Source organism: Gilliamella apicola (assembly GCF_003202655.1).
In the GTDB taxonomy this organism is placed as follows: domain Bacteria; phylum Pseudomonadota; class Gammaproteobacteria; order Enterobacterales; family Orbaceae; genus Gilliamella; species Gilliamella apicola_R.
The window spans coordinates 466,693-491,057 of sequence record NZ_QGLR01000009.1 but is presented as its reverse complement, the minus strand read 5'-3'; the positions used below and the strand labels follow the sequence as shown (position 1 = coordinate 491,057).

The 24,365-nt window shown below is 37.1% G+C and carries 20 protein-coding genes; 8 read left to right on the top strand and 12 right to left on the bottom strand.

The genetic code is table 11. The annotated features are described in order from the left end of the window. Positions 1-53 precede the first annotated feature (53 nt). Positions 54-1,265, top strand: a complete 1,212-nt coding sequence (gene fabB, locus DKK70_RS06830; protein ID WP_110423267.1) for a beta-ketoacyl-ACP synthase I — start codon at positions 54-56, stop codon at positions 1,263-1,265. 103 nt (positions 1,266-1,368) lie between these two features. Here the strand turns inward: fabB and DKK70_RS06825 are convergent, their stop codons facing one another. The 6 genes from DKK70_RS06825 to DKK70_RS06800 all read right to left on the bottom strand — a co-directional run bounded on the left by DKK70_RS06825 (position 1,369) and on the right by DKK70_RS06800 (position 8,040). Further along, the gene (locus tag DKK70_RS06825) at positions 1,369-2,091 is read right to left on the bottom strand and encodes an amino acid ABC transporter ATP-binding protein (RefSeq protein ID WP_110433314.1); all 723 of its coding nucleotides are present in this window, start codon (positions 2,089-2,091) and stop codon (positions 1,369-1,371) included. Beyond that, a complete protein-coding gene (locus tag DKK70_RS06820) occupies positions 2,078-2,839 on the bottom strand; it encodes an amino acid ABC transporter permease (RefSeq protein WP_110423265.1) in 762 nt (253 codons plus the stop codon). The genes DKK70_RS06825 and DKK70_RS06820 overlap by 14 nt, the downstream gene beginning before the upstream one ends. A 12-nt stretch (positions 2,840-2,851) precedes the next feature. After that, the gene (locus DKK70_RS06815; RefSeq protein ID WP_110433313.1) at positions 2,852-3,634 is read right to left on the bottom strand and encodes a basic amino acid ABC transporter substrate-binding protein; all 783 of its coding nucleotides are present in this window, start codon (positions 3,632-3,634) and stop codon (positions 2,852-2,854) included. Between the two features lie 255 nt (positions 3,635-3,889). Beyond that, entirely contained in the window at positions 3,890-4,936 is a 1,047-nt protein-coding gene (locus tag DKK70_RS06810; RefSeq protein ID WP_110433312.1) for a LacI family DNA-binding transcriptional regulator, read from the bottom strand. Positions 4,937-5,132: 196 nt separating this feature from the next. Continuing rightward, positions 5,133-6,998 (bottom strand): TRAP transporter large permease, encoded by a 1,866-nt coding sequence (locus tag DKK70_RS06805; protein WP_086359710.1) that lies wholly within the window; start codon positions 6,996-6,998, stop codon positions 5,133-5,135. A 25-nt stretch (positions 6,999-7,023) separates the two neighbouring features. Then, complete coding sequence (locus tag DKK70_RS06800; protein ID WP_110423261.1) at positions 7,024-8,040, bottom strand: TRAP transporter substrate-binding protein; 1,017 nt, start codon at positions 8,038-8,040, stop codon at positions 7,024-7,026. 370 nt (positions 8,041-8,410) lie between these two features. Here DKK70_RS06800 and DKK70_RS06795 point away from each other — a divergent pair, with 370 nt between their 5' ends. Together DKK70_RS06795 and DKK70_RS06790 are read left to right on the top strand one after the other, a co-directional pair. Further along, positions 8,411-9,175: an SDR family NAD(P)-dependent oxidoreductase gene (locus DKK70_RS06795; protein WP_110433311.1), complete on the top strand. Its 765-nt coding sequence runs from the start codon at positions 8,411-8,413 to the stop codon at positions 9,173-9,175. 51 nt (positions 9,176-9,226) lie between these two features. Then, complete coding sequence (locus DKK70_RS06790; RefSeq protein WP_110433310.1) at positions 9,227-9,643, top strand: RbsD/FucU family protein; 417 nt, start codon at positions 9,227-9,229, stop codon at positions 9,641-9,643. A gap of 829 nt (positions 9,644-10,472) precedes the next feature. Here DKK70_RS06790 and DKK70_RS06785 read toward each other — a convergent pair. The 6 genes from DKK70_RS06785 to DKK70_RS06760 form a co-directional block, all read right to left on the bottom strand. Further along, positions 10,473-11,750 (bottom strand): MFS transporter, encoded by a 1,278-nt coding sequence (locus DKK70_RS06785; protein WP_110433309.1) that lies wholly within the window; start codon positions 11,748-11,750, stop codon positions 10,473-10,475. 321 nt (positions 11,751-12,071) lie between these two features. Next, positions 12,072-13,304 (bottom strand): pyridoxal-phosphate-dependent aminotransferase family protein, encoded by a 1,233-nt coding sequence (locus DKK70_RS06780; RefSeq protein WP_110423257.1) that lies wholly within the window; start codon positions 13,302-13,304, stop codon positions 12,072-12,074. A gap of 50 nt (positions 13,305-13,354) precedes the next feature. Further along, positions 13,355-14,278 (bottom strand): HTH-type transcriptional activator AllS, encoded by a 924-nt coding sequence (gene allS, locus DKK70_RS06775; RefSeq protein WP_110433308.1) that lies wholly within the window; start codon positions 14,276-14,278, stop codon positions 13,355-13,357. A gap of 3 nt (positions 14,279-14,281) precedes the next feature. Beyond that, positions 14,282-15,220, bottom strand: a complete 939-nt coding sequence (locus tag DKK70_RS06770) for a DUF2877 domain-containing protein (protein WP_110433307.1) — start codon at positions 15,218-15,220, stop codon at positions 14,282-14,284. 3 nt (positions 15,221-15,223) lie between these two features. Next, entirely contained in the window at positions 15,224-16,483 is a 1,260-nt protein-coding gene (locus DKK70_RS06765) for a DUF1116 domain-containing protein (RefSeq protein ID WP_110433306.1), read from the bottom strand. 11 nt (positions 16,484-16,494) lie between these two features. After that, positions 16,495-18,162, bottom strand: a complete 1,668-nt coding sequence (locus DKK70_RS06760) for an acyl-CoA synthetase FdrA (protein WP_110433305.1) — start codon at positions 18,160-18,162, stop codon at positions 16,495-16,497. 399 nt (positions 18,163-18,561) lie between these two features. On the opposite strand from DKK70_RS06760, the gene allC reads away from it, so the two are divergent. The 5 genes from allC to allD all read left to right on the top strand — a co-directional run bounded on the left by allC (position 18,562) and on the right by allD (position 23,956). Beyond that, positions 18,562-19,788, top strand: coding sequence for an allantoate deiminase (gene allC / locus DKK70_RS06755; RefSeq protein ID WP_110433304.1), 1,227 nt, complete (start codon positions 18,562-18,564; stop codon positions 19,786-19,788). A gap of 12 nt (positions 19,789-19,800) precedes the next feature. Next, positions 19,801-21,033: an MFS transporter gene (locus DKK70_RS06750; RefSeq protein ID WP_110433303.1), complete on the top strand. Its 1,233-nt coding sequence runs from the start codon at positions 19,801-19,803 to the stop codon at positions 21,031-21,033. Positions 21,034-21,149: 116 nt separating this feature from the next. Further along, complete coding sequence (gene allE, locus DKK70_RS06745; RefSeq protein ID WP_110433302.1) at positions 21,150-21,929, top strand: (S)-ureidoglycine aminohydrolase; 780 nt, start codon at positions 21,150-21,152, stop codon at positions 21,927-21,929. 26 nt (positions 21,930-21,955) lie between these two features. After that, entirely contained in the window at positions 21,956-22,858 is a 903-nt protein-coding gene (locus DKK70_RS06740; protein WP_110433301.1) for a carbamate kinase, read from the top strand. A gap of 48 nt (positions 22,859-22,906) precedes the next feature. Then, positions 22,907-23,956 carry an ureidoglycolate dehydrogenase gene (gene allD, locus DKK70_RS06735; protein ID WP_110433300.1) on the top strand — a complete coding sequence of 350 codons (1,050 nt, stop codon included), beginning with the start codon at positions 22,907-22,909 and terminating at the stop codon, positions 23,954-23,956. Positions 23,957-24,365: the final 409 nt, after the last annotated feature.

Genomic DNA, 24,365 nt, shown 5'->3' with positions numbered 1-24,365 from the left:
TAATCAGTCCAATTTTTCATATGAAGCCAGTTAACTTAGGAGTAGAGCATTAGATGAAACGTGTAGTAATTACCGGATTAGGTATTCTTTCAAGCATCGGAAATAATACCAAAGAAGTTTTAGAGTCGTTGAGAGTGGGCCGAAGCGGTATTACTTTCTCGCAAGAAATGAAAGATAGCGGAATGCGAAGTCATGTATGTGGTAATGTAAAATTAGACACCACTGGATTAATAGATCGTAAAGTTGTCCGTTTTATGAATGATGCTTCTATTTATGGATATCTTGCACTACAACAAGCAATTGAAGATGCAAAATTAACCCCAGAACAAGTATCTAATCCGCGCACAGGTCTTATCGCTGGTTATGGTGGTTCAACCAAAACTCAATATAATGTGGTTGCTGGCATGAAAGAAAAAGGTTTACGCGGTGTTGGTCCTTATGCAGTAACGAAATCAATGTCATCAGCAATTTCTGCATGTTTAGCCACCCCATTTAAAATTAAAGGTATTAGCTACTCAATGACATCTGCTTGTGCAACCTCTGTTCACTGTATTGGTCATGCGGCCGAGCTTATCCAACTTGGTAAACAAGACGTGGTTTTTGCTGGTGGTGGTGAAGAATTATGTTGGGAAATGTCATGTGAATTTGACGCTATGGGTGCATTATCCACCAAATACAATGACACACCAGAAAAAGCATCACGTGCTTATGATAAAAACCGTGATGGTTTCGTTATCGCTGGCGGTGCAGGAATGGTGGTAGTTGAAGAACTTGAACATGCTCTTGCTCGTGGCGCGCACATCTATGGTGAATTAGTTGGTTATGGCGCAACATCTGATGGTTACGACATGGTTGCACCATCTGGTGAAGGTGCAATGCGTTGTATGCAACTAGCTATTCAAGATCTTGATGGACCAGTTGATTATATCAATACTCACGGTACTTCAACTCCTGTTGGTGACGTTAAAGAATTATGGGCAATTAAACAAGTATTTGGTGATAACATCCCGGCTATCTCTTCAACTAAATCAATGACAGGTCACTCATTAAGTGCAACGGGAGCCCAAGAATTGATCTACTCACTACTTATGCTAGAACATGGTTTTATTACACCAAGCATCAATATTGATGAACTTGCTGATGAAGCAGTAGGCATGAACATTATTACCGAACCAACCGAGCGTGAATTAACCACAGTCATGTCAAATAGCTTCGGTTTTGGTGGTACTAATGCTTCAATTGTAATGAAAAAATATAAAGCATAAAACCAGTTTGTATGTAACTCCAAGTTGAAAACCGCACTAACCAATGGTTAGTGCGGTTTTTGTTGCAGACTATTTAATCAATCAAATGCTAAATGAGGCTGGTTTACAATACTTTACTTAAAAACAACTGGGTTCTTTCATTTTGTGGTCGAGTGAAGATTTGCTCAGGCGAGCCTTGTTCTTGAATAATACCCTGATCGATAAAAATAACCCGAGTCGACATCTCTCTGGCAAACCCCATTTCATGGGTGACAACCACCATGGTCATCCCCTCTTGCGCGAGTGACTTCATTACCGCCAATACCTCACCAACTAACTCAGGATCAAGCGCCGAAGTTGGTTCGTCAAAAAGCATCACTTTCGGGTCCATCATTAATGCACGAGCAATCGCAACACGTTGTTGTTGTCCACCTGATAATTGATTGGGATAAGCATCAATCTTATCAATCAATCCAACCTTAACTAACAGACCTTCCGCCTTAGTTATGGCCTCATTTTTGGGCATTTTCTTTACATCTATTGGTGCCAAAATGAGATTTTGCAACACTGTCATATGCGGAAAAAGATTAAAGCGTTGAAAAACCATACCTACCGATTCACGCAGTTGATTAATATTGGTTTTAGCGTTAGGTAGTTTAAATCCATTGACTTCAATTTCTCCTGAAGTAATGTCTTCTAATCCATTAATGCAACGTAAAAAGGTGCTTTTTCCTGATCCGGAAGGACCAATAATTGAAATCACCTCTTTTTCCTGAATATCACAAGAAATACCACGTAACACATGGATATCACCAAATTGTTTTTGTAGATTTTTAATGTGAATCACTTTTGCCTAACCTTTTTTCTAAATATTTAACCAATAATGAAAGCGAGAACGTCATTACCCAATACACAATGGAAATAACAATATAAGGTTCAGAATAAGAACCATATGCAGCACCAGATGTTCTTGCGGCAAAAGCTAAATCAGCAAGACCGATGGCGGCACCGAGTGACGAGTCTTTCAAAATAGCAATGGCATTATTACCTAACGGAGGAAGCATGCGTTTAAAAGCCTGCGGTAAAATCACCTTACGCATGGTACTGCCATAACTCATTCCAAGTGACCTAGCCGCTTCCATTTGACCTTTATCAATTGATTCGATACCCGCTCTAAAAATTTCGGAAATATAGGCTCCGGCATTTAACGTAATTGCCGTAACACAAGAAATAAAAGCACCATACTCCGAACGCCAATAGCGCGCGGTAGCCACTGAGATAAGATTATCAGAGACCAATAATCCATCACGCGGATTTAGAAAAAACGGCATTAAAACATAATGCACTACCATAATTTGTACAAATAATGGTGTACCGCGAAAAGCACTAACATAAATTTTAACAGGCCATTGCACGCCATAATAAAGCACCCATTTCCACAAACCATATTTGGTGGATGCTGTTCGTCCAATACCTAAAGTCAATCCCCATAATGTCCCTAAAATCACACAAATAATAGTACATTGAACGGTAGTTTTTGCCCCTTCTATAAAAAGGGGGGTATATTCTTCAACAATTTGCCAATTAAATGCCATGACAATTCCACTTTACTCTTTAGAATCTAATGGTAAAGATGGAACATTGCTATCGAACCATTTTTTATAAATTGAAGCGTAAGTCCCGTTTGCAACAATCTTTTTAAGTCCTTCATTGATGCTATTACGTAGCTCACTATTACCTTTAGCGACGGCTATACCAAAGTATTGCGATTCAAACGTATCATCATAAACTAAATTAAAATCTTTGCCGGGATGCATTTTGATATAAAACTTAACTACACCAACATCACCAACCGCGGCACTAATGCCTTCTTCATAAAGTTCTTGAAGTAACAACGGAGTATTATCAAAACGTTTGATTGCCGTACTATTTTTACCTAATACTTTAGAAACAACTACATCAGCGGTACTACCGTTAACTACACCAACAGTATGACTACTTAAATCATTAATTGATTTAATTTCAGTTGATTTTTGCGAAACGATAACTTGTTCAGCAGGAAAATAAGGCAATGAAAAATCGACAGAATTTTTACGTTTATCCGTAATCGTAATACCTGAAATGATGATATCTCGCTCACCGTTATCTAAGGTAGCAAAAATACCTTCCCACGGCGTGTTGATTAATTTGATGTTGAAGTTTTGTACTTCAGCAATCGCTTTAATAAGATCAATATCAAAACCTTCTAATTGTTTATCACTATTTTCGTATTCAAAGGGTCGATAGGTTCCACCAGCACCAACCACATAAGTTTGCTCGCTAGCAAAACTAAATGAAGAGATTAATAATAACAATGAAGATAAAATAACAGAAAAAAAAGAGTTGCGCATACACAGTCCTATCCATAAATAAGTGTTAGAAATATAATAACTTTTAAGCAAAATATTGCAACTTATTATTTAACTTGATTATTATTCTTGATTAAAAGATTGATGCATATCGAGAGGCTAGATACCCTGCCCCTCAATTTTTTAGGTCAATTGTGATCTATTTTTACCGTTGATGGTCATTTTAAATCTTCAGTCAGTCTAAAATTAAGAATATGAACTAATACCACGAACTATTCATATTCTTATTGATTGATATTAATAACGTACCGATTCTCGTTTAACTAAATAAGGTTTAAATAGAAACTCGCGAGGTTCGATTTTATCGCCATTAAGCATTGCAATTAGGCGATCAACCATTAATGTTGCCATATCCGATAATGGTGAAGCTATCGATGTTAATGACGGACTAAACAGGGTATCTAAAAACATATTATCGATACCAATAACGGAGATATCTTGTGGGATTTTCACGCCTAAGCGAGTTAATTCAGAAATAATACCTATCGCTAACATATCGTTAATAGCGACTATTCCATCTGGCAGCGTTTTGTTGTTTTTGATAATTTCATTTGCCAATAATTTACCTATTTCCGCTAATTCACTATCACCATAAGCGAATTGCGCCGTGCCTTCAATAATACGATTTTTGGTACTTAAACCAGCATTTTTTAAACTATCTAAAAAACCTAATATTTTGTTATTCCGACTGGTAATATTTCCTTTTATCGTTGCAAAGACAATATTTTTGCACCCTTGCTGTAATAAAAAATCTGCTGCAAGCTTTCCTGCTTGAAAATTATCCATTGAAATACTATCAATCAGAATTTTTTTGTTGTTATGAGCTTCCTCTGAAGTTAATCCGTCATAATTTACCATCACCATCCCTTTATTAATGGCGTTAATAAAATGTTTCTTTTCAATTGACGATGAAACCACTATGACACCTTTAACCCCAAAAGACAGCAGATCATTGAGAAACAATTTTTCTTGTTTATCTTGACGAGAAGTGTTGGCCAATAGGACTTGATAACCATATTTTTCTTTAGCTATTGATTCAATGTTGTTAACTAAGGCAGCAAAATTTGGATTCATGATGGAAGGAACTAATATCCCTAACATCTTTACATGTCCAGTTTTCAATTGTTGTGCAAGTTTATTCGGATGATATTTTAATACTTTGATACTCTCTTCTATACGCTTTAATGTTTCTTTTCGCATTTGGTCTATTCGGCCATTTAATACATTAGAGACAGTACTTACAGAGACGCCGGCATGTTTAGCAACATCGCGAATGTCAACCATACTAAATTCCTTAAAGATTTTTATACGCTTTTAGATAAAATACACTATACAAAAAGTTTACTAACAACTGAACTTATTTTAAAAGATGAGTATAAATAAAGATGGTAATTATGTTAATCAAGTTGTTTACAATTACACTGGTTGATTAAAAATTAATTTGCTAATTAAGTAATACTTAACTAGCAAATTGATGATATTAATATCCCATTATGTTAGGTAACCATGTTGTAATAAATGGGAATAAAGCGACTAAGATTATTCCAACAAATATTACCATCTGATATTTAAGCATAGGTTTCATAACATCTTTCATTGTTACTCCACAAATGGTACAGGTAGCATAGAGCCCTAATCCAATAGGCGGCGAGAACAATCCAAAACCCATAGCAAAAACCATTACTATACCATAATGTAATGGATGGAATCCTAATTGAATTGCAATTGGTACCAGAATTGGAGCAAATATAATTAATGCTGGTGCACCTTCTAATACTGAACCAAATACAATGAGTATTAAAATCGATAAGATTAAAAATAACCATGCGCCATGATTAGTACCGATAGATACCAAGATATCAGCACATTTTTGCGGGATCATCTCAATGGTTAATGCGTAGGATAAACTTGTTGCTGAGGCAACAATAAATAACAACATCCCTGACATGGCTGACATATCAATAAACAATTTGATGGTTGCTTTTAAGGTTAATTCTCTAAATGCAATGCGACCAACGACTATAGCGTAAACCACAGCAAAAGCCGAGATTTCTGTTGATGTTGCAATTCCGGCCACCACACCACGACCAATCATAAGAATCATTAATAACCCAACAGCTGCACCAAGGATTAACTGTTTTTTAGGCATAAGAACAGGATAAGCATCCGATACATTAATTTTCTTTCCAAAAATATTAGCCGTGATTAATAAAATAATTAACAAACATACGGCTGGTACTATACCGGCAATAAATAAAGCACCAATTGAAATATTGGCAACAAAGCCCATAACGATCAGATTAACACAAGGTGGGATTGATTCAGCCATTACCGCTGAGGCGGCAAATACACCGGCTGCATCTTCGCGACTCTGCTTTGTTCTTTTTACCGCTGGCATTAATACGCCACCGACTGCGGCTACATCAGCTAATTTCGAACCAGAAATACCGGAAAAAAAGGCCATGGATAACACGGTTGTCATATTCAAACCGCCTTTGAATCTACCCATTCCTCTAACAATAAATTCGACTAAACGAGAAGACATACCATTGATTTCCATTGCCGAACCAGCAAGTAAGAAAAATGGTATCGCTAATAATACGAAATGGTCTACACCTGCCGAAACTTGTTGGGCGAAAAATACAAATGGTAAAGTTGGATTACTTAAGAAAAATACCATCGAAGATAGACCCAAAGTAAAGGCTATCGGAATCCCAGCTATAATTCCTAAGAAAAAACAAGCAAACATAAAAAAGGCTGGTAATGACTCTAATTCAGGAAATAATGAATAAGTAGTAAAACCAATAACAATTAACCCTAAAACGCCAATACCACTTCTCAATACTATTTTCTTTTCTTGTTGAAATACATGTTCTAACGTTGCAACAAACATGACTATAGCGCCAATAAATACCGGTATATAAAATAATGCTAACGGCATGCCGGTTTCAGTTGTTTGTTCTAACGATATATAAACCAAATCATAACTTGAGATGACCAGACCAATTGAGACAAAGACTAAAATCCACCGAGTACTATGCACAACATAGGCTCTTAGCGAGCTAGGTAATAATCCTAAAAATAAATCTATCCCTATATGCCCACCTCTGCCTGAAGAAGTGGCAACACCGAAAAAGACTAACGCTATCATTAATGCTCTAGCTACCTCTTCCGCCCACTCTAAAGGTGAATGGAAAGCATAGCGAAATATAACCGATGAAAATACCACAAGAACATTAATAAAGAGTGATAATCCCCCTAAAATCGCAGTTATTTTTGTTAAAAATCGACTTAATGGGGATATCACTGGAACAAGTAATGTGTTTGTACCAGTAATATCTGACATAACTTTCTCCTGACAACACTCTAAATTATTCAATTGATTGAATAAATTCTACAATTTCTTTTGTTTGTGGATATTTTTTAACAAAATCTTCATGCACATGTTTTGTTTTTTCTTTGTAATAAGCTCTATCCACAGTAACAAAATTGACACCTAGTGATTTAAGTTCATCGATAGCTTTTTGTTCAGAACTTGCCGATAAACTTCTTTCATGATCGGTTGCCTCTTTAGCTGCCGCAATAAAATCCTCTTTAAGTTCAGCTGGAAGACGTTCAAAAGCATTTTTATTCATTACCGCTACGATTGGGTTATAAATGTGTTGACTTAAAATAGCGTTTTTAGTTTGTTCATAATATTTACTGGTCAAAACAGTCGGTGCATCGTGTTCAACACCATCAATAACCCCCATCTGTAAGCCAGAATAAACTTCACCACCAGGCATAGGAATTGGCACGGCACCCATACTTTTTATGGTTTCAAGGAAGTTAGGTACCGGAAGTGCTCTAATTTTAAGGCTATTCAAATCTTCCGGTTGATTGACTGGTTTTTTGGTATAGATATTTCTTGCGCCCAAGCTATAACCAAATCCTAATACTTTAATATTGGCTTTTGTTTGCATAATTGAAGCAAGTTTAGTACCCGCATCACCATCTAATGAACGACCGACATGATCCATATCATTAAATAAATAACCTGAATCAAGAATACCTATCTCTGGTACAATCGTAGACCAAATAGATGTACCCGAAATCATGATATCAATTGCACCAATTTTTACCTGTTGTGCAGCATCGGCTTCTTTACCTAACATGGCATTAGGAAAATAGCTAAATTTAACTTTATCATTTACTCGTTTGGCTAAATTTTCTTTGAAGCTGGCATACCATATATAATGAGCAGAATTATCGTTTTCAGGTAGGGAAGAATAAACTCTGACATTAACTTGAGGTGCCGCATAAGATATTTGCGGAACCAATGCAAAAGATGACAAGCACAATACTGCGCCAGTTATAATTTTTGTTGATAGCTGTTTTAAATTATTCATATTAAAAACCTTAACTTAGATTAATTGCAAAAAATTTTTTCATCCCGTACCAGCTATAACGTTTTACTGTAACGTTATAGTTAACTATAATTTCAATTAGATAAATTAGTAAACAAGTTTTTTAAGAAAATGTTAAATGTGTGATTTAGATCATATTTAAGAGAAATAATATAACTGTAACGTTTTAGTTAATTACTTGTTACAACCTAGCTTGATCGACCAAAGCTACTATTTTGATAAAAATACAATTATTTTATTCTGTGATTTATGTCACATTTTCTAAAAAATTTGGCTATATAATTTAAAACTCATCCCGTTACCAGTAACAGTCAAATTTTATTTCACATAAATTATCTAAAAGGAGATAAAAATGGGTAAGTTATCTGGTAAAAAAGTATTTATTACAGGTGCAGAACAAGGTATCGGCAAAGCAACAGCCAAAGAGCTGATTGAAGCCGGTTGTGATGTTTACCTGCACTATTTTAGTGGCGAAGAAGGCCCTAAAGAGTTAGTTGAGCTAGCCAATAAATTAGGTCAAAGAGCTGAATATGGCTATGCAGATTTAACCAAAGAAGAAGAAACGCAACAATGTGTTAATGCGGCAGCAGAATTTTTAGGTGGCATTGATATTCTTATCAATAATGTTGGCGGAATTATTGCCAGAAAATGGTTAGGTGAAATTGATAAACAATTTTGGCAAACCGTAATTGATGTCAATATGACTACCATGTTAAATGTTACCCAAAATGCACTACCATATTTAAAACAAGCTAAAGATGGTGCTAGTATTATCAATCTAGCGTCGTTAGCTGGTCGATCTGGTGGTCATGCTGGTTCATTAGTTTACTCAATGACCAAAGGTGCGGTTTTAACTTGGACGCGGTCATTAGCTGCAGAACTTGGTGAGCATGGTATCCGAGTTAATGCTGTTGCGCCTGGTCTTATTCTTGGTACTCGTTTTCACAATCAGCATACCACTAAAGAATCAGCAGATGAAACCATCAGATCCATTCCATTAGGTCGAGCTGGTAGTTCTGAAGACGTCGCGCGGGTTATTAAATTTTTAGCATCAGAATACGACGGTTTTGTTTCTGGCGCGACAATCGATATTAATGGTGGAGTTTATAGAATGTAATTAGTTAACTTGACATAATGCAAAGTTATGTCAAGAAACAAGGAAATTTGTATGATAAAAACTGAAATTCTTCATCCGCAGCTATTAGAAACATTAGCAAAATGCGGACATAAAACCAATATATTAATTGCCGACAGTAATTATTCTTTTGTGACAAACTCTTCACCTCATGCCACAATTGTCTATCTTAATTTCTGTGTGGGTGAGATTAAAAGTACATTGATTCTCGAAAAAATCTTAAAATATATTAATGTTGAAAAAGCCGTTTTAATGGAAAGCCCTGCTGATTTTGTTAATGAAATTGAAGCAGAATACAAAAAACTACTCCCTGAAGCAGTAGAAATAGCACATGTTGCACGTAATGAATTTTATTCATTAGCTAAATCAAACGATACATTGTTAGTTATTGCAACCGGTGAAAATCGGCGATTCGCCAATATATTACTAACTGTTGGTGTGGTGGCTTAGCGAGTTTTTCACTTTCATCTCTATTATTCATCACAAAAAAATACTCAAACTAGGTTTGAGTATTTTTCTATCATTTCTTATCATCGACAGCTTACATGACCATTTTTTTGATAAAAAGGTCAATATGGCAAGCTTATAAGGCTCTCAATAAAATATTATATCTAGCTTTACCCATAAATAACCGCACTGCTCAGATACTTTTGGGGATCATCGTTATCTAATCTTACTGAGTTTTTTGTAAAAAATAATTGAGCGGTTTATACCATTTCATTAATATTAAAGTGACTATTCACTGTTTTAATATTAAAGAACATGAATAAAATAAGATATCTTCCTTCGCTAAATCATGCTTATTGCCAAGAAAATACCATATCCCTCTTACCCACAAATAACCGAATTGCTCCAATACTTTTTGGTAGCATCATGACGTATTTTTACTGAGTTTTTTGTAAAAAATAATTGAGCAGTCCATACCTTATCACTAATATTAAAGTGACTATTCACTGTTTTAATATTGAAGAACATGAATAAAATAAGATAACTTCCTCGACTAAATACGCTTATTGACTAGAAAATATCATATCCCTCTTACCCACAAATAACCGAATTGCTCCAATACTTTTTGGTAGCATCATGACGTAAGTTCATTGAGTTTTTTGTGCAAAATTGAGCAGTCTATATCATTTTGTCAATTATAAAGTGGATAGTTTTGATGGATTATTACTTATTTATCAATTAATTATAAAAAATTAATATTACTTAAAGACACAAAAAAATACTCAAACTAGGTTTGAGTATTTTTCTATTACAACTCATCATTTTCAATGCTTTAAATATTCATCTTTTTGATGAAAAAGGTCAATATGGCTGAGCTTATTAACGCTATAACCATAAATAAGAAGGCATGGTTATAACCACCATTGGCGTTATCGATTAGGAAGCCGATGATGAATGGTGATAATACGCCAGCGACTTGGCCGCCAAAATTAACAATGCTTGAGGCTTTACCCATAATTGCTGGGGGAATCATATGCATTAACATTCCCCAGAAGATAGCGAATGCAATAAACATAAATAGTGCCGATACACATTGGAAGACCATTGCCGCTTGAAGGTTTTCAACTTGGAACATCAAAAATAGAAATATTCCCGAGATGAAAGCCGTTAAGCCATAGACATATTTTAATTTTTGTGCAAACTTATCAGCAAAATAACCGCCAACTAAGGTGCCTAATGCGCCAAATAGAAAAGGTATTGCCGCTAAGATGCCGGTTTTGGATAGTGACAATCCTCTAGCTTCAAGTAAGTAACTTGGTAACCAAGTAGTGAAGCCCCAAAATGTGATGTCGAATAGAAACCAGATTAGCGATAATTTCCACAGTATTGGCATTTTTAATACATTTATTAATGAAACCGAACTATTTGTGACAGTTTCAACGGTATTATCGTTGTTAATTGCTAATTCTTGTAGTTCATTTGCATCAATCAGCCTATTTTCCGTTGGATTGTTGCGAATAAATTTGTAGATAAAAAAGCCTAATATAAAACCGGGAATACTTAGAATGATGAAGACATCACGCCAACCTAACCATTCAATAATGGCAACCGCCACAATTACGGATATTGCTGGCCCTAAGGTATTAACTGATGATTGAATTGCCGTTGCTCGCCCGCGCTCTTTGGCGGGAAAATAAGTAGCAATAGTTTTCCAAGATGAGGCAGGAAAACAGCCTTCACCGGCACCAAACATAAATCGGGTTAATAACATTAAAGGCAATACATAGATAAGCCCAGTAAACAGAGTAAACATTGACCACCAAATAATAGCAAAAGCCATCACTTTACGCGGGCCAAATTTATCCGCTAAGTAACCACCGGGAATTTGAAACAGTGCATAACCAATAAAGAAGGCACTGATAATAGAACCTTGCACAGTCTTATCAATACCAAGGTCGTGACCAATAAAAGGCAGTGATACACTCATGACCATGCGATCAAGAAATGAAAGTAACCAACCTGACCATAAAAGTAATAAGATGGTATACCGCCCTTTCCATTTTTTTTGCTTATACCCAGAGGTAGGAATTTTAGTATTTAACTCATTCATACGATTTCCTTAAATAGTGTCATCCTAATTAACTTGGAACAACAGTTAACTTATTTTTGTTACAGTTTCTCAACTACATTTTTTAACTGCTCTATTTTTTACTGCTCTATCTTTAACTATGATATTGAAAATTACCGTATTGATAACTATCGTTTTGATAACTATCGTATTGATAACTACCATATTGTTAATTGCAGTATTTTTATAGTAATTTGTCGCTAATTAGGTCAACAAATTACTATTAATCGTGGTAAATCAAAAGCTCAAAAATCCAATGGGTATAATTCCGTTCACTTTAGTGAACTTTTATTATTATATTTACTATTTGTTATAAACATTCCAAGCCGCTTGTAAACCAGCACCTTGGGTGGTTTTAAAGCCAACCCGATTTAACACGGCCTCGAAAGCGGTTAATGTTTGCATAACACAAGATTTTCTAGCATTGTAGCCCATAGTTCCGATGCGCCATACATTGCCTTTGAGCGGACCAAATGAAGCACCAATTTCAATACCAAAATCATTTAGCATTAAATTACGAACTTCGAGATCGTTGATATGTTCTGGGCGAACAACACCAACAACGTTATTCATTTTGTGATCCAGATCACCAAACAATTTAAGTCCCATGGCTTGTAAACCCGCAACCATCGCCGCCCCATTAATACGGTGACGTTCAATGACATTATCAAGACCTTCTTGCAACACAATTCGCGCACATTCACGTGCAGCATAAAGCATTGAAGTCGCTTCGGTATGGTGGTTAATACGTTCTGAACTCCAGTAACGGATAATCATATCAATATCAAAGTAGTTAGAGTAGATCATCTCATCTCGACCACCTTCATCATTATCCGCTCGAATACCAAGTTCAACACATTTACGAGCTTGGATAATTTCGACCATTTTTGGACTCAGAGTAAGAGGTGCAACTCCCGGAGGACCACTCAAACATTTTTGTAAGCTAACTGATACCCCATCAAGTTGCCATTTATCAACTTCTAGTGGATTGCCTACAATCGATGCAGTTGCATCCACATAAGACAATACCCCATGACGGCGACAGATTTCACCAATTTTATCTAGTGGTTGTAATAATGTGGTTGAGGTATCACCTTGTACACAAAGTAAGAGTTTTGGTTTAACTTTTTTGATGGCATCTTCGATCACATTAGGATCGAAAACTTCGCCCCATGGCACTTCAATAGTATGCACATCAGCACGACAACGATGGGCAATTTCACAAAGTAATAGACCAAAACGACCAAATACTGGCACTAATACTTTATCACCTGGTTTAATTGTTGACACCAGAACTGCTTCAATACCGGCTCTTGCGGTACCATCAATAACAAATGTTTGTTCATTTTGGGTTTTGAAAATATCCCGATAAAGTGACATAGTCTGATTCATATAATCAGTCATAACTGGGTCAAACTGACCAATTAAAGGTGCCGCCATCGCTCTAGTCACGCGTGGATCAGCATTGATTGGACCTGGTCCCATTAATAGTCGCGTAGGCGGATTAATTTGGTCATATTTATCTAGGTCTAACATTATTTTTTTCCTTTATTATATCGAGTTAATTAGTTGAAGATTACACTGATTCATCTTCTTTTATCTATATTTTTTAAAAAATTGTTGGCAATGGGATGATGAAATTTAAATAGATTCACAATTTCATTCATCACTTTACCCATATGGGATTTTTTCCAAGCTAATGACAATGGTGACGGTTTACGTTCATTCACCACTTTACATGCTATCAATTCACCTGACTCTAAATATGATTGGCAAATTGATTTTGGTAAAAAGCCAATACCTAATCCTTTTAAATGACAAGCTAATTTGGTGTTTATATTTGGCACAATAATTTCGGATTGACTTGGTAATAACCAGGCTACTCGCTTATTCATATGAACAGAAGTATCTTCAACATTAATTGCTGGATACTTACGTAAGATATCATTGGATAATGCGCCATCAATTTGTGTAATAGGATGATGTTTTGCCGCCACAAACACCCAACTCACTTCACCAAGAGGTAAAATATTAATCATGGTATCGAGCGATTCAGTACCCGTTGCACCGATAGCTAAATGGCATTCACCATGCAATAAAGAATCCCACACTCCCATATAGACTTGTCGATTGATATTGAAAGTTGTGAATGGGAATTTCTCTGTTAAAAACGTTAACAAATCAGTTACCGCTTCAACATCGTATAACAGATTATTGATGGTAATATTAATTTTACGCTCAACACCATCCCGAATTTGTTGCAACTCCTCCGGCATGGTTGATAACCAAAGTAACCATTGACTACATTGTTCATAAAGATGTTGTCCTGCTAGCGTAAGTGTCACGGTTCGCGTGGTGCGCTCAAAAAGCTGAGTATTGAGATCCGCTTCTAATGATTTAATACGATAACTAATTGCCGCCGGTGTTTTGTAAAGTAGCTTAGCCGCTTTAGAAAAGCTATTGCTCTCAACTACTTTTATAAAGGTTCGCATGGTTTCAGTATCTAGCATGATTTAATCCCTTAAAACAAAACGATCTATACCTAACCATATACCAAGTAACAAATCGGATCCAGAGGTGTGACCATAATTCACTAAATTTTTTATTGATGAATGGCGATAATTATGTTTTTCAAATGATTTAATCACTTGTTGCACCAATAAAGAAAATTTTCCTTGCAGTGCATAAGTCAAAAAACTAACACTCACCTTAGTAGTTAATAAATCTAATGGCAATGGCTCAAAGGCTAATTTTAGTTGTCGCATTTGAGTGGTAAATCGATGATCGCCAGAAATAACTGCCAACATGCCGACAATAATATCATCAAAACTTGGGGTTAAACCCGGTCCTAAACCAATAAACGGGGTAATATCATCAGCGATGCCATTCATTAAATTATTCATAGTGCTACATAACATTTCAAGTTGCGGTGGATACTCGCCACTTAAATTATTGCTCAATTCACCAAATAAACCGGTTGGTTGGTTAATTTGCTTTAACAGACTGGCAATATCGGATTTATTAATTAATGAATGACTTTTAAGAGTTAACTGACAAACATGTGTTGCAAGTGAAATGAGATATAGCCCAATTTGCAGTTCGCCAGTTGGTAATTGATAAAGCGGTATCTCACCATCCAATAAAAACGTTAAAAGGTCATCAAAATCAGATGATTTAAGCACCATGCCCATAGGCGATAAACCATTATTATAACGATGAATGGTGATTAATTGCTGATTTGGAGTGATTAAATTAATAGTTTGCGGATGAGTACTAAAAAGTGACAACTCACCCGCTTCTATCGGAATATCTGCACTAACTAAAAGAGGTTTGATAATATGCGTTGCTTGCGCTATAGCACGCGGTTGAAAAAGCTCAACAGCGTGCATATTTAGTCGCGTGTGATTAATCGGCTTATTTAAGCATTCATCATCGGCATATAGCAAACTCATAATCTACACTTCTAGTTTTTTGGCTAATGCCTCGAGTGCTTTTTCAAAACAGGCTAACGGTGCTCTAACTGTTCCTGCGCCAATTTGACCTATACCGGCTTGTTTATGGGCAATACCAGTATTAATCAATGGTGTGATCCCCGTTTCAACAACCAGACGAAGATCTAAGCCTAAACAGCATCCTTGAAAGTTCCATGTCGGAATTTGCAACAACATATTATGTTCTAGATAAATTTCACTCATCTCTTCAGATACTTCAAATGCTGCATCTGTACCACCCGCGCCAACAAAGCGAGTTACTCCCGGGGCAGCGACCATCGCCGCACCGCCAATTCCAAAGGTTTCAGTGATGGCACTATCACCGATATCTGGGTTAGCATCTTGTTGCGAATAGCCGGTAAAGAACAGTCCTTGCGGTGTATTTACTGGAGCGGTGAACCATTGATCGCCAAGTCCACTGACTTTAATACCAAATTCTTTACCATTACGCGTCATTGCGGTAACAATAGTCCCTTCTTTAATCTGCGCCGCGCTATCCATAATGGATTTACAAAATGCCATCGCCACGTTTAGGAAGAACTGATCTGTCACGCTTAAAAAGCTAAAGATTTTTTCCATTTCTGCTTTACTGCGGTCAAGTAAAATTAATTTTGGAGAAAGTGTTCTTAATAATAACGCTGAAGCGGCAATATTACGTTGATGGAATTCATCGCCCATGGTAATCGCTTGTGCCATCAAAGCGGTTAAATCGATACCATTATCAAACAGCTTTAAAGCATCGTTTAAGGCTGGTCCTAATGACTCTTTCATCCAACGATGACGATCTAACACCTCTTGACCATAAGCACCAAAACGCATCACTTTACCAATACCTTCGTTTAAATTGCAGTAAGCGCGATTACCATGGGTAACGTTTTCAACCACAATCATTGGCATATTGGCTGAGGTTATGCCCCCCATCGGACCAACCGCATTAACAGAGTGACAAGGAATAAATTCGACTTGGCCTGATTCTAATAACTGTAAAGCTTGTTTTTCATCTTGCGCCCAACCTTCAAACAAGCAGGCACCAATACAAGCTCCCTGCATTGGTCCAGTCATATCATGCCAAATAATCGGCGGACCAGCATGTAAAAGTTTTTTACCTTGCGCTAAGGTTGGTACGGCTTCTTTCGCAGCAACAACGCCTACCCAATGTGGTCTAGCCGCTTTAATTCTTTCAATAATTTTTTGGTTTGCTTCATTTATTGCGGTACTTAACATATCAAAACCTCTTAATTTAATTTTTGCAAAATAGCCGCTAATTTTTTATTGCCGCCGGCTATTGGCGCCCATTGATAATGCACAACAGGAATATTCGATGATTGAAGATCTTCAGCAAAACTTCTCAAACCAGCATTGATAACACTAATATGACTTAATAAAAGATAGGTTTTAATTAAGTTGGTTGATTTAGTTGGTGTGATCAGTTTTTTGGCAAGCAAAATAGCTTCAGGTAAATTATTCATCACAACAATATTGGCTGCTTTTAATGCTTCGATTTGCTTGCTACGGCATTGTGGATCTTGTTCTGAACCGGTCACGGTCGCGATAACAATCAGTGGATGATTTTCATCTCGCTTAGCACAGGCTTTTTGATAACCAGCAATCACTGATTCAGCTGGATCACCATTTGCACCATAGCCAATCACCAAATCCACAAGTAATACGCCAACATCAGGTTTATCACCTAACTGAGCGATCTCCTCTTCACGAATAGAAGGATCAATCATTGGATGAGGTTTACCCACCGTATAAAAATCATCACCTAAATCGATAATTTTATGCCCTTGTTGATCTAACATAATTCCTTTATCGTGATGATGACTGGTGGTTAAACCGAGTTCCTGAGCAAGCAACATCGCCGCTTCGGAAGCTAAGGTTCCCCCAGTATATAAGCCAGTAATAGTTTTATTGGCTAAATTAGGTAACTTATTGGCTGTCGCCTCAACAGGACTGAGCAAACAGGCTAATCGTGCGGCTTCATCGAGTGTTCTGGCAAAATAGATATTATCGTCTTGAGGTTTATCGATTTTTGAGCCCAAAAATAGCGCTACTACTGGTTTAGGAATTAATTTCATCGCTGAAATCACGTTTTCCCGTACACTTTCTGCCGGTGGTTTAGAGATAAAGGTAATCACTTGGGTATCGGCATCGGCCGCTAACATATTTAACGCTGTAAGCGCACTAATACCACCTACTTCGAGCGACAAATCACGGCCACCTAAGCCGATGGCTTGCGTGATACCTTGATTTAATAAAGCGATTTGCGAAACCACCTCTTGAATACCAGTACCAGATGCCCCAATTACGCCAATATTTCCTTTAGGAATAACATTGGAAAACGCTAATGGTGCACCGGCAATAAATGCGGTTCCACAATCTGGTCCCATCACAATTAAATCTTTTTTAGCTGCTTTAGTTTTTAAACGGATTTCGTCTTCGATAGATACATTATCAGAAAAGATCATCACGTTTTTATTATCATCTAATGCCTGATCGGCTAACTCAGCGGCGTACTCACCTGCAATCGAAATTAAGACTAAATTTGCATCAGGTAATTTTTTTGTTGCACTGGCCAAGCGTCTAGCTTTGAGTAACTTGGCACCACCTTGTTGAGCTTGAGCAATATTTTTTAAAGCATCCTCAAGTTGTTGACTGATTAACTCAACAACATCTTTAGCATCATCCTTGGTTTTAATAGCGACGCAAATATCATTTGGTGTCGCATCATTAAAACTATCACTCCAAAACCCTGTTGCGGTTAATAACGATTTATTGGCAGGAGTACCCATCATGACAGATACTTCTTCAACCTCATCAAGATTACTGAGTTTTTTCGATATCAACATCAAACTGACAGAATCTTGAAAGCTTCCCTTTTTTATAAAAGATTGAATCATGAGAACAGGCCTCTCAATTATGAAAAATGCGATTAACTTTGAACCTCTTTAAGCTCATTATAAAAATCTACACGTTAGATAGTATTTATATATTACGGAAAAAATGCCGAATAAGCAGGTAATACATCACAAAACATTAACGATATCAAAAGTATAATATTATTTAAAATCAGTATGATAAAGAATTATTAAAAAATTTTTTATAATAATAACTCCTTAATTTAATTAAATTTCACAAACATAAAAAAGCTAGTTTGATCACATTATTATTTGCTATTAATAGTATGGTAAACAAAAAAACATTTAGAATGATCGGTAATATCGAAATGATATGCGCGGTTAATATCAAAAATAGTCGATGTTAACAATGATGGAGTTTTAAATAGCAGGTAAATATTTATGAATATTTTATACGATGATGTTGCTAATGCCGTTAAATGGATATCTAGCTTTGGTGGTTTAGAACAAGGTGGTACTACCCGATTACTTTATACAGCAGAGTGGCTAGCTGCCCAAAAAGCCATCCAAGAAAAACTCTCACATATTGGCATGAACACCTATTTCGATGATGTCGGCAACTTATATGGTCGATTTGAAGGTAGCAAATACAGAGATCAAGTCATCATGTCGGGATCGCATGTTGATACCGTGGTCAATGGCGGCAAACTCGATGGTCAGCTTGGTATCATTGCCGCTATGCTTGCCATGAAATACCTTAAAGAAAATTACGGTCAACCGTTACGCACCTTAGAACTTATCTCCATGGCCGAAGAAGAAGGCAGTCGCTTTCCTTATGTCTTTTGGGGAAGCAAAAACGTATTTGCCATTGCTAATAATGAGGATGTTGCCTCAATTGAAGACAATAATGGTATTAAATTTGTCGACGCTATGCGCAACTGCGGATTCAAATTTAACAGCCAAAAAGCGCGTACCGATATCAAAGCCTTTTTAGAAATCCACATCGAACAAGGTGGTGTGCTGGAAAGAGAACAAAAAAGCATCGGGGTGGTTACCAGCATAGTCGGCCAACGTCGTTATAATATTCGTTTAATTGGTGAAGCTAATCACGCCGGCACCACGCCAATGAGCTATCGCAAAGATGCCATCTACGCCTTTAGCCGAATTTGCCAAGAATCAATTAATAAAGCAATCAAAGTAGGCGATCCGCTAGTATTAACCTTCGGTCATGTCGAGCCAAAACCGAATGTGGTTAATGTGGTTCCTGGTGAAGTGATGTTCACAATTGATTGCCGTCATACAGATCAAGCAGACCTGAAGCAATTTACTGAAGAACTTGAAGCTGACATGTTACGTATTGCCAAAGAACTTGGTCTTGAAATTGAAATAAATCGTTGGATGGATGAACCACCAATTCCCATGGACAACAAACTAATCAAAATGCTTGAAAACATCTGCAAACAAGAAAATCTAAGCTATCGCGTGATGCATAGCGGAGCTGGTCACGATTCGCAAATATTCGCACCACGAGTGCCAACCGCGATGTTATTTGTACCTAGTATCAAAGGCATTAGTCACAATCCAGCAGAAGACACTAAAACTGAAGATTTAGTCGAAGGAATAAAAGCATTAACTTACGCCCTTTATCAATTGGCTTATCAAGAATAATAAGGAAATAAAATGACAGAAAAAAAAGGTGGCATTCAGTACTGGCATAAAATCGTCGCTTTACTATTCCTTGGTTGGTTAGTCATGTGGATTTATCGTCCGGTTTTAGCTGCAATTTTTCCGGAAATTCAGCAAACTGTAGGACCGCAATCCAATACTGAACTTGGTTTAATTGCTAGCTGTTACTTTTTTTCCTATACCTTAATGCAAATTCCTGCTGGGATCTTAGTCGATAAATATGGCAAAAAAGCTGTCGTCATTCCCGGTTTTATCCTCTTTACCATTGCGGCAATTATGATTGGTAATGCACAAACTATGACGATGATCTACATCGGTAGTCTGCTCGCTGGTCTTGGTTGTGGATCTTATTATGGTTCGGCTTGGTCCCTATCAGCTGAAAATATTCCTGCTGAAAACCGTAGTTTTGCTTCAGCCATTATCAATACTGGAGCCGCATTAGGTATGGGGGTGTGTTTATTATCGACTAGCTTTTTAGTTAAAGCTTTAGATATGCCATGGCAATATATGCTCTATATTATTGCTGTGCTAACACTCTGCCTAATTGCTGGATTTGCGATCATTATCAAAGAACCATCAGTCAAAACCGTTATTGCTCAGAAAAAACAGCAGAAACCAGATACAAATATTGCGCCAAAAGAAAAAAACAACTTTTTTACTAGCCCGATGATAGCGTGTTACATCATGTACTTTGCGACATGTTATGGCTACTACATGGTGGTAAGCTGGTTACCAAATTTTCTCGAAACTGAACGTGGCTTTACCGGCGGTAGTATCGGTTCGGCATCATCATTAGTGGCTTTCGCCGCCATTCCTGGTGCGTTGGTTATCAGCAAAATTTCGGATAAATTTCGGTCTAAACGACTTTTCTTTATCATTGTCTTGGAACTGCTCTCTGCGATGACTCTATTAATGGCAGTTCAATCCTCAACCATCACCTTATTATTAATGGGATTAATCCTTTATGGATTATTTGGTAAGTTTGTGGTTGAACCGATTCTCATTTCGCATGTGGCAGATATTGCGCCTAAAAACAGTTATGGTACAGCATTTGGGGTATTTAATTTCTTTGGTATGAGTTCATCAGTGATCGCCCCACCATTAACTGGTTTATTAGCGGATATAACAGGAACCAAAATTACAGGGTTTTATGTTGCTATTGCAATCTTATTTATTGCAACAGCCTTATTCTTTGTAATTAATTTGCGTAAACACATAACCAATTAATTACGCAAACTAGCAACTATTTATCGACAAGAAATGCGATAAATAGTTGATTCAAATTAGTATGTTAACGGCATATTTTGCCTAAAATCTCAAGTATATGTTCCAAGGAGATCATTATGGGATATATCAACAATAACATCGGTTACCCAAAAGACCTATTAGCTTCACGCGCAGTGATCAAACGGCAAAATTTTGCCTTAATCCCTCCAGATGGTCTAGTTAAAAATATAATTCCTGGTTTTGAAAATTGTGACATTACTATTTTAGCTACGCCTAAACTTGGAGCTTCTTTTGTCGATTATCTTCTCACCATGTATCAAGGTGGACAAAACTTACAAGGATTTGGTGATGATGGCATTGAAGTATTTGCTTATGTGATTGAAGGCGAAGTTAGTGCTAAAGCTAATGAGCAAACATATCATCTACAAACTGGTGGCTATATCTATTGCCCCGCAGGCGTCAAACTCTATTTACAAAATTTGATGCCTTCCTCGCGTTTATTTTTATACAAACGCCGCTATAACCCTATTTCAGGATATCAAACACGTGTGATTGCCAATCATATTCAACATCTTGAGCGGGTAAATTATGAAAATATGGATAACGTATTCATCCAAGACTTACTGCCTAAAGAGCTCGGATTTGATATGAATTTCCATATTCTCACTTTCCTACCAGGCGCAAGTCATGGCTATATCGAAACCCATGTACAAGAACATGGCGCCTATTTACTTAGCGGTGAAGGTATGTATCTGCTTGATAATCAATGGATACCGGTCAAAAAGGATGACTACATTTTTATGGGTGCCTACGCTTTGCAAGCTTGTTACGCCGTTGGCCAGCAGCCATTAAGTTATATCTACTCTAAAGATTGCCATCGTGATGTGGAACTCTAAACAATAAACATAATATAGGACACCGTATGGAACTGATAGTTATAGCATTAGGTGGTAATGCGATTTCAAAACGAAACGAATTACTCTCTATTGATAACCAATATCAAAATATCAACAGCACCACTAAATTTATTGCAAAATTAGCCAATAAATATCGACTTGTTATTGTGCACGGCAACGGGCCGCAAGTGGGACTTCTTGCTCTACAAAATGCTAGTTACCCCAATGTACCTGCTTACCCTCTTGATGTGCTAGTTGCACAAACACAAGGCATGTTAGGTTATATGATAAAGCAAAGCTTACAGCAATATGACAATGTCAACCAAGTCGCCTGTGTATTAACACAAGTCGAGGTAGACAGTAACGACCCTTCATTTAAAGAGCCTACCAAATATATAGGGCCTGTATATCAACCAGAAGAACAACAAAAACTCCAAGCTCAATATGGCTGGCAATTTAAACAAGATGGCAAATACCTGCGTCGAGTAGTCGCATCACCAAAACCACAAAAAATTATCGAGCTTGATACTATTAAAGACCTTGTCAACCAAGATACTATCGTTATCTGCAATGGTGGTGGAGGTATTCCGGTAATTAAAGATAAATCGGGCTACAAAGGTATTGAGGCGGTGATCGACAAGGATCATAGCGCTGCACAACTCGCCATTGAACTGAAAGCCGACCATTTAATGATCTTAACAGATACTGATGCCGTATATGAAAACTGGGGAACACCACAACAAACAGCTTTAGGCAAAGTCGATACTAAACGAATACAACCAATGGCAATTGATGACGGCGCTATGGGGCCAAAAATAAAATCAGTCATTGAATTTGTTCAGCAAACCGGTAACACCGCTTATATCGGCAACTTAACCGATATTGAATCGCTATTAGCACAGACCAAAGGTACCATCATCACACAATAGCGCAAAATCTAAATAGCCATAACCGATAGCGTGGCGAGGAGTTTTAAAATGAGACTAGATAGACCAACACTACACAACTTAATTGCCAAAAAATTACATAAAGCGGGATTGACTCAAGAGCATGCCGATATCGCCGCAGATACGCTAGCATTTGCCGATGCACGAGGCATTCACTCACATGGCGCCGTACGAGTTGAATACTACGCTGAACGCATTGCCAAAGGAGGCATGACTGCCCATCCTAATGTCAGCTATAAACAGACTGGTCCATCGTCAGCAATATTAGATTTTGATAATGGTTGCGGTTTAGTTGCCGCTAAAGTTGGTATGGACAAAGCGATAGAAATGGCAAAAAAAAATGGCGTTGCCGTGGTAGGAATTCGTCGAATGTCGCATAGCGGCTCGCTTTGCTACTTTACTGAAATGGCTGCTAAACAAAACTTAGTCGCCATATCCATGTGCCAGTCCGACCCAATGGCCGTTCCCTATGGTGGCGCCGAAGAATTTTTTGGCACTAATCCTATCGCTTTTGCTGCACCGACTAACGATGAGCGAGTTGTTTCGTTCGACATGGCAACCACAGTTCAAGCATGGGGAAAAGTCTTATACGCAAGATCTAAAGGCGCTGCAATTCCACCAACTTGGGCGGTTGATGAACATGGTGAACCCACAACTGATCCCTACAAAGTAAATGCCCTATTACCAATCGCTGATGCCAAAGGTTATGGTTTAATGATGATGGTAGATGTGCTTTCTGGCATCCTACTTGGCTTACCATTTGGCAAAAACGTCTCATCAATGTATGCCGACCTCTCTAAAGGCCGAAACCTCGGTCATCTGCATATTGTGATCAATCCTGAATATTTTATCGGCCTAGATATTTTTAAACAAACTATGTCCGCTATGCTAGACCAACTAAAACAAGCTAAACCAGCCAAAGGCGTTAGTGAAGTTTTCTTTCCCGGCGAAAGAAGCAAAAAACGTGAAGCCGATTACTTAAAAAATGGCATAGAGATTGTTGATGATATCTATAATTACTTAATTAGTGATGATATTCACTATAATCGTTATGATCATAAAAATAAGTTTGCTGAATAAACTTAGAATAACAAAAACCCCGTTTCTCAATTTTTTTGAGAGACGGAGAACTGCCTACACGGCAGTGAACAGGTTAAGACAATTAAGGATTATGTTTTAAAATTTCTAAACTACCTACACGGCAGTGAACGATGTGATGGTAAGCGCTCAATGTTTCGTTTTTTTCTAAACTACCTACACGGCAGTGAACTAGAACAAGACATACTATAAACATTGTTTGCTAAAAGGCAAAGGGCAATTTGGGTTTAAAAAACCCTTTTTTTAAGTTGTATTATAATGCAATGATTTTTAATGATTTTATTTTTAACTAAAAAAAAAGGTTAGCAATGGGTTAATTTAAAGTTTCAAAACATGTATTCCTTTATTTTTGCGGTAATAATACCATTACGCCCCAAATAGCCTCTACTCG

Bases quoted from the DNA above. Each gene is read 5' to 3' on its own strand.
- DKK70_RS06760 (WP_110433305.1), bottom strand. From the start codon at position 18,162: ATGATTCAATCTTTTATAAAAAAGGGAAGCTTTCAAGATTCTGTCAGT.
- DKK70_RS06790 (WP_110433310.1), top strand. From the start codon at position 9,227: ATGATAAAAACTGAAATTCTTCATCCGCAGCTATTAGAAACATTAGCA.
- DKK70_RS06770 (WP_110433307.1), bottom strand. From the start codon at position 15,220: ATGAGTTTGCTATATGCCGATGATGAATGCTTAAATAAGCCGATTAAT.
- allC (WP_110433304.1), top strand. From the start codon at position 18,562: ATGAATATTTTATACGATGATGTTGCTAATGCCGTTAAATGGATATCT.
- DKK70_RS06750 (WP_110433303.1), top strand. From the start codon at position 19,801: ATGACAGAAAAAAAAGGTGGCATTCAGTACTGGCATAAAATCGTCGCT.
- DKK70_RS06805 (WP_086359710.1), bottom strand. From the start codon at position 6,998: ATGTCAGATATTACTGGTACAAACACATTACTTGTTCCAGTGATATCC.
- DKK70_RS06800 (WP_110423261.1), bottom strand. From the start codon at position 8,040: ATGAATAATTTAAAACAGCTATCAACAAAAATTATAACTGGCGCAGTA.
- DKK70_RS06795 (WP_110433311.1), top strand. From the start codon at position 8,411: ATGGGTAAGTTATCTGGTAAAAAAGTATTTATTACAGGTGCAGAACAA.
- allS (WP_110433308.1), bottom strand. From the start codon at position 14,278: ATGCTAGATACTGAAACCATGCGAACCTTTATAAAAGTAGTTGAGAGC.
- DKK70_RS06765 (WP_110433306.1), bottom strand. From the start codon at position 16,483: ATGTTAAGTACCGCAATAAATGAAGCAAACCAAAAAATTATTGAAAGA.
- allD (WP_110433300.1), top strand. From the start codon at position 22,907: ATGAGACTAGATAGACCAACACTACACAACTTAATTGCCAAAAAATTA.
- allE (WP_110433302.1), top strand. From the start codon at position 21,150: ATGGGATATATCAACAATAACATCGGTTACCCAAAAGACCTATTAGCT.
- DKK70_RS06740 (WP_110433301.1), top strand. From the start codon at position 21,956: ATGGAACTGATAGTTATAGCATTAGGTGGTAATGCGATTTCAAAACGA.
- DKK70_RS06810 (WP_110433312.1), bottom strand. From the start codon at position 4,936: ATGGTTGACATTCGCGATGTTGCTAAACATGCCGGCGTCTCTGTAAGT.
- DKK70_RS06815 (WP_110433313.1), bottom strand. From the start codon at position 3,634: ATGCGCAACTCTTTTTTTTCTGTTATTTTATCTTCATTGTTATTATTA.
- DKK70_RS06780 (WP_110423257.1), bottom strand. From the start codon at position 13,304: ATGTTAGACCTAGATAAATATGACCAAATTAATCCGCCTACGCGACTA.
- DKK70_RS06785 (WP_110433309.1), bottom strand. From the start codon at position 11,750: ATGAATGAGTTAAATACTAAAATTCCTACCTCTGGGTATAAGCAAAAA.
- fabB (WP_110423267.1), top strand. From the start codon at position 54: ATGAAACGTGTAGTAATTACCGGATTAGGTATTCTTTCAAGCATCGGA.
- DKK70_RS06820 (WP_110423265.1), bottom strand. From the start codon at position 2,839: ATGGCATTTAATTGGCAAATTGTTGAAGAATATACCCCCCTTTTTATA.